Here is a 6,224-nt window from a genome sequence, read left to right on the forward strand (position 1 = left end):
CCACTGCTCCGCCGGTTCAGATAAGGAGGAAACCATGAACGGGATTACTAAACAGACACGCCGCCAAAGTTACGACGGCATACGAACACGCAGCGGCGAGCGTTGCAAGCTAATACTGGAAACCCTCGGAAATCGGTCAATGACCGTGGAAGAAATCACCGACGAGCTGGTGGCTGCTGGCCACCTGAAATACTACGACCGCAACTTCGTGGCGCCGAGACTCACAGAGCTGAAAGGCGCCGGAGTTCTGGAAGTCGTCGGAAAGAAACCGAGCAAAAGAACCGGAAAAAATACAGCCGTATGGGCTGCGGTAAGGAGGTAAGCACATGAAAAAGCAGAAAGTACAGGCAAAGATCAACCTCGAAGCTCTCGCAGGCGGAGCCTTCGCCGAGAAACTCAACGAGGCGCTCATGCAGGTGGCTGAAAATATTCAGAATCCGAACACAGAAGCAACCACTAAGCGCCAGATCACGGTAAATATTAAATTTACGCCGAACAAAACCCGCCAAATGGTAGGAACCCAGATTGCTGTCACGACCAAGCTCGCAGCTACCGAAGCAATCGACACGCAAATGGTGATGGGCGTCAATATGAGAACCGGCCAGATCGAGATCGCCGAATACGACGGGCAGATCCGTGGACAGATGGATCTCTCCGACTTCACGGACGCCGATCAGGATCAGGAATCAGAGGAAACACAAGCTGCAGCTCCTACACCGGGACAGAATCCGACCGGCAAGCCTCTGGATCTTAAAAACAGGGGAAAACAGGCACCTGCTGCCGCTACTGAATTAGTTCCGGGCCGTGACTACGATCCGGACACCGGCGAGGTATACGAAACCGCCGGACAGCCTACGGACGACCGCCAGACAACCGGCGGACGCAATAACATGAAGGTGGTAAAAATCGCACCAGCAAAAGAAGCATAAGGAGGTCAATAAAATGGAAGGAATCAAAGAAGCAATCGCATATATCACAGGGCTGGCCGTAAAGGCTGAGAAGCCAGAAACAATCGAGATCAACGGCCGGACATACTGCACGAAGGATCTCAGACGCTACGACGCAGCCGACAAGGCCGAGCCGATCAAAGCGACCACTCTCACCTCTCTGGTGGACTATATCAAGGAAAGCCGCGAGGAACTCCGCGACAGAATGATCATTCAGGTGGTAAGCGCCACAAAGGTGCTGCTCTACTCCGGGCTGCTGGCCGAGCGTGACCGTGAGACTCTGTTCGAGGTCAACGCCCTGCTGCCGCAGTTTGAATACGGCCGCGAATATGATCAGGAGAGCTTCCTCGTGGCCATGCAGTCATGCTTCCAGAAAACAGACGACCGCGAAGCCGTCACCATTATGGCGAGCAATATCGTGAACACACAGCAGGGAACCTTCTCAGACGACGGCGTAAGTCAACAGGCAATCATCAAAACCGGAGTAACCACGAAGGACGCCGCCTTCGTTCCTAATCCGGTGAGCCTGATCCCGTACCGCACATTTTTGGAAGTTCCGCAGCCCGCGAGTGACTTCGTGTTCAGAATCAGCGAGGGACGCGGCGGAGCCCCTGCCTTCAAGCTGGTGGCTGCTGACGGTGGCCTCTGGAAGTCTCAGGCGGTGGACAACGTGAAGAACTACCTCGTCAAAGCACTGGCAGACGTTCCGGAACGTGAAAGGATCACGATCATTGCATAATGTGGCCGACATAAATGTCGGGAACATACCGGGAGGGCCAAGCTCTCCCGGCAAACCAAAGGAGGACAAGAACATGCTGATCATAAACATAGTGCTGGCCCTCGTGGCTGCTCTCCTGCTTTTTGGAGTTATTGGAGAAAAGGACGGGCTCAGACAGCAGAACATCACGATCGCCTTCGTGGCCGTGATCGTGCTCATTATCGCATTAAATAGATTTTTCTAAGGGAGGACAAAACCATGGAATATAAACCGAAAGTTATCACCGGAAAAGTGACCGGCACCGGCTGGCCGATCGACGGCCATGTGCTCTGGTTCTCACAGTGGGACTACGACAACCGCGAGAGCTGGCACCTCTACGGCTGGGAGGACTCAGAGGACGAGGCAGTCATGCAGACCGTATTCCAGACCGAAACCGAGGCTGGCCTCTGCCTGTTCGATACGCTGGAGAAGTTCGCAGAGAATTGGAAGGCAAAGAAATGGGAGCCGCAGGGCTTGTTCTGCCTGCCATTGGACAAGGTGGAAGTGCTGGAGGTAAAGCAGGAAGAAAGCACCAACAACACCCGCGAACAGCTCCGGGCCCACGGCTTCGATCTGACACCGAGAAAGCAGACTGACAGGGGCGGGATCATCTGCCTACCACTGGACAAGAACCTGAACGGCGACGTGCAGGCCAAGCACCCGGACTGGAAGCCAGTCGAGTGCCCGACATGCGGCCGGAAATGCTGGAAACACCCGGAAGCTGACCGCCTCGCCAAAGAACAGGACGCGAAAATGCTCTGTACTGAGTGCGCGATCAAAGCCGGGCTTCTGTCACCGTTCCGAAAGGAAGGCCCAAACCGCGCGCAGCGAAGGAGGGCAAAGCGTGAAAGAAGAAAATAACACAGATGGGCTCTACTACCTCAAAATAGACGCGAGGCACTACTTCCCCGACGGAAAAATAGCAAGGGACGTGCTGGAGGCGCTCAGGTGCAGGCAATACGCCGAAGTGCTGGCCTTCTATCTGGAGTGTGACCTCGACGACATAGAAAAACAAGCTCGCAGACTCGCGGAAAGCACCGCGCTGAGCTACTCGGAAGCGCTCCACAAGATCGGCGGAGATATGCTGCGGAACAAGCAGGAAAAACCGGCCCCACTCTCCCTCTGGCCTATCAGACAAGAACCGGTGCGGCCGAACCGTGCAGCCAGACGAGCAGCTAAAAGAAAAGGAGGACGAAATGGACGATAACAAGAACAAGCCTATGGGCTGGCCGTTACTCTACACACTGGCAACACTCGCAGGCGTGGCCATGCTGGCAATCCTGAAAGCCTGCGGCATTATATCAATGAGCTGGCCGGTGGTGATCGCCGGGCTCGTGTGGGTACCCACCGCGCTGCTGCTGATCACTCTCTGGGTGGCCACTCTCCTGATCTGGATCGGGCGAACCGGGAAAAAGATCAGGGAATACAATCGCAGGAGAAAGATCTCCCGCACTCTGGACGAATCCATGAAAGGGCTCACGCTAAACGGCGTCGGCCCCATTTATGGTATTAGAAGAAATAAAGGCGAAAACAACACCGACTACGAGAAAAGGATCCGCGAAAAGCTGGGGGTTTTCCCGCGCAGTCTGCCGAAATACGAAACCATGGAACAGCTCACCCTCTCCAATGTGGGCCCGATCTATGGCGTCGTAAAGAAACAGGACGAAAGCTGGAAGCACTACCGCCGCAGAATCCTGAAAGCAGCCCAAACTATTGATACCGTACAGCTACCAACCGGCAAGTGCGCACCGGACAACCGCCGGACAGAGGGCAAAAAGTGAGCTGGCCAAGCAAAGAGACCGGCGCCTGCTCATGGGTGCCGGGGCTCGGCTTTAAAGAGTGGTACTCAACGAGCTGCCACATGTACTACGAGATCGCGAGCGCGGTCACAAAGAAGAATATCAAAGCCGGGACGTGCCCGTATTGCCACCGGCCTATCAAAATAAAGGAGGAACGAAAACATGGACTATAAAACAGAAGCACAGCCAAAAGCAACCGCTGGAGGGGTACCGGTATTCTGCGCCCATGACGCGATCGTGGCCATTGAGAAGCTGATCCCCAACCCGAAGAACCCGAACACACACCCGGACGCACAGATCCAAGCACTCGGCCGCATTATCCGCCAGACCGGGTGGAGGGCGCCGATCACAGTGTCGAAGCGCTCCGGCTTCATAGTAAAGGGCCACGGCCGTCTCGCTGCTGCCAAGCTCGAAGGACTCAACGAAGTGCCGGTGGACTACCAGAACTACACGAACGAGGCCGAGGAATACGCCGATCTGGTGGCCGACAACCGGATCGCAGAGCTGGCAGAGATCGACAACAAGCTGCTGGCTGACATTTTCGCCGACATTGACACTGGCGAGATCCCCATGGAGCTGACCGGCTACACCGACAAGGAAGTGGAAAGCCTCGTCACTGGACTGGCCGAAGCCCTGCACAATGACCTCACAGAGCCGGACGAGATCCCAGAGCTTCCGGAGGAAGATCAGACAATCACGCAACGCGGCGATCTCTGGATTCTCGGAAACCACCGCCTCGTGTGCGGAGACAGTACAAACGAAGCCGATCGCGCTCTCCTACTCGACGGAGCCGAGCCTCAGATCCTTCTCATGGATCCGCCGTACTGCTCCGGAGGTTTTCAGGAATCCGGACGCAGCACCGGAAGTATCGGAACCAAACGCTACGACGCAAACGGGAAGGAAATCAAAGTGACGATCGCGAACGATACCCTCAGCACTCGCGGATACCAGCAGCTCATGCGCTCGATCCTGAAACAGTTCACCGGTACCGTGGTTTATTGCTTCACCGACTGGAGAATGTGGCTCTATCTCTACGACGTAATGGAGGAAAGCGGGTTCGGCGTCAAGAATATGATCGTCTGGAATAAGAAAACGCCGGGCATGGGTATGGGCTGGAGAACTCAGCACGAGCTGATAATGTTCGCACACCGTACAAAGCCAGCATGGGACAACCACAAGGGCTACGGGAACGTGATCGAAGCCACCCGCTCCGGAAATGAGCTCCACCCGACGCAAAAGCCGGTGGAGATACTGGAGAAACTGCTGGACAATACACAGTGGGCCGAGGGAGTCATGGACGCCTTCGGAGGATCTGGCACGACTCTGATCGCTGCGGAAAGTATAGGCCAGAAGTCGTACCTCATGGAGCTGAGTCCTCAGTTTGTTGATACAATCGTAAAACGCTACATAAGGACAACTGGCAAGACGACCGGGATCCGACTGTTCAGGAAGGGCAAAGAGCTGGGCCGCGAGCACTTCGAGAGAATGTTCACGGAATAAGCCAGCGAAAGGAGGTGGAACCCATGCACCAGAACAGTGAGGCAAAACAGCCGAAGGAAACCGACGAGATCAAGAAAAAGCTGGAAAGCTACGCAGCACTCCACCGCAGGATCGACAACCAGATCGAACGGCTGGAGAATCTGGAGGCCGTCATGGGCTCCATATCCTCGCCGAGCTTCGACGGAATATCCGGAGGCGGTGGCGACGGAACAAGCAAACAAGAACGGCAAGTGATCCAGAAGGTAACACTGGAGGAAACGATCCGCCGCATGATCGCAGACGAGGATCAGGAACGCAGCGAACTGGAGGCCCTGATCTCCGAAATGGAAAAGCCAGACGAGCAGACCGTGTTAGAAATGCACTACTTCGACGCAGCGAACTGGTGGACAGTATGTGCCGCCCTTCATGGTAGCCGGGAGGACTACGACGAACACGAGCAACGCTACCTCAAAAGAACATTCAAGCTACACGGCTCGGCGCTTCAATCGCTGGCCAAAATATACAGAGCAAAACAAGAACAGGGATAACAACGCCCGCCAGAAGCCACAGGAAGGCCGACGGCGGGCTTTTTTGCGCGCCCGAAGAAATACGCACACACTCAGGAGAAAGCCGCAGACGGAACGCTCACGAGCACACAGGGGGGATAAAAAGGGACAAAAAGGGATAAAAGGGGATAAACCACCGTGCTACTCTGTATAACAGCGAAAGCCGTCCGGGGACATGATAAAGATCCGGGCGGTTTTTCCTATGTGCCTACCCTCAGAAAAGAACTGGGAGGGGTGCAAATTTTCCACAGAAGGAGCAAACACATGGGCGGTCTATTCTATACCGGCCAAAGCCGCCGAACCTCTGGCAGCTTCACCGTGACATGCTCCGGAGCTAAGGATATTGTGAAGCGACTCAACAAACTGGAGAACGGCGGGCAGACGGCAATCAAGAAAACCGTCAACGACTTTATGAGCCGTGCGCCTGCGTGGGTATCGAAGGGGATCCGCGAACACTACGGGGTAGACACTGCCGCAATCAACGAGGCCAAACAACAACCTCGGAGGGGGCAGAGCTCAATCCAAGTGGCGGGGGTTCAAGTTGATAGTGCCTCCCTCATTTATAAGGGGCGGACACTGACGCCGACGCATTTCAAAATGAGCCCGAAGTCCAGACCAAGCGCTCAGCAAAAGAAGCCGATCAGAATCCCCGGCCAACTGATCGCCGGAGCTGGTG

General features: G+C 55.4%; 9 protein-coding genes and 1 pseudogene. All 10 read left to right on the plus strand.

Annotation, left to right across the window (positions count from 1 at the left end):
• Window positions 1–34: 34 nt before the first annotated feature.
• Window positions 35–322: a hypothetical protein gene (locus tag LK436_RS18065; protein WP_004220597.1), complete on the plus strand. Its 288-nt coding sequence runs from the start codon at window positions 35–37 to the stop codon at window positions 320–322.
• A gap of 4 nt (window positions 323–326) precedes the next feature.
• Window positions 327–929: a hypothetical protein gene (locus LK436_RS18070; protein ID WP_004220598.1), complete on the plus strand. Its 603-nt coding sequence runs from the start codon at window positions 327–329 to the stop codon at window positions 927–929.
• 13 nt (window positions 930–942) lie between these two features.
• The gene (locus LK436_RS18075) at window positions 943–1,686 is read left to right on the plus strand and encodes a hypothetical protein (protein ID WP_004220600.1); all 744 of its coding nucleotides are present in this window, start codon (window positions 943–945) and stop codon (window positions 1,684–1,686) included.
• Between the two features lie 73 nt (window positions 1,687–1,759).
• Window positions 1,760–1,909, plus strand: coding sequence for a hypothetical protein (locus LK436_RS18080; RefSeq protein WP_227910121.1), 150 nt, complete (start codon window positions 1,760–1,762; stop codon window positions 1,907–1,909).
• A 14-nt stretch (window positions 1,910–1,923) separates the two neighbouring features.
• A complete protein-coding gene (locus LK436_RS18085; protein ID WP_008398635.1) occupies window positions 1,924–2,565 on the plus strand; it encodes a hypothetical protein in 642 nt (213 codons plus the stop codon).
• Window positions 2,549–2,911, plus strand: a complete 363-nt coding sequence (locus LK436_RS18090; RefSeq protein ID WP_008398634.1) for a hypothetical protein — start codon at window positions 2,549–2,551, stop codon at window positions 2,909–2,911. The genes LK436_RS18085 and LK436_RS18090 overlap by 17 nt, the downstream gene beginning before the upstream one ends.
• The gene (locus LK436_RS18095) at window positions 2,901–3,485 is read left to right on the plus strand and encodes a hypothetical protein (protein WP_008398633.1); all 585 of its coding nucleotides are present in this window, start codon (window positions 2,901–2,903) and stop codon (window positions 3,483–3,485) included. The genes LK436_RS18090 and LK436_RS18095 overlap by 11 nt, the downstream gene beginning before the upstream one ends.
• A gap of 180 nt (window positions 3,486–3,665) precedes the next feature.
• Window positions 3,666–5,003 (plus strand): site-specific DNA-methyltransferase, encoded by a 1,338-nt coding sequence (locus LK436_RS18100; protein ID WP_008398632.1) that lies wholly within the window; start codon window positions 3,666–3,668, stop codon window positions 5,001–5,003.
• A 23-nt stretch (window positions 5,004–5,026) separates the two neighbouring features.
• Window positions 5,027–5,530, plus strand: coding sequence for a DUF1492 domain-containing protein (locus LK436_RS18105; RefSeq protein WP_004220615.1), 504 nt, complete (start codon window positions 5,027–5,029; stop codon window positions 5,528–5,530).
• A 282-nt stretch (window positions 5,531–5,812) separates the two neighbouring features.
• Window positions 5,813–6,224, plus strand: a pseudogene (locus LK436_RS18110) (hypothetical protein); the annotation flags it as partial.

The sequence above is a fragment of the Clostridium sp. M62/1 genome, assembly GCF_020736365.1.
In the GTDB taxonomy this organism is placed as follows: domain Bacteria; phylum Bacillota; class Clostridia; order Lachnospirales; family Lachnospiraceae; genus Otoolea; species Otoolea saccharolyticum_A.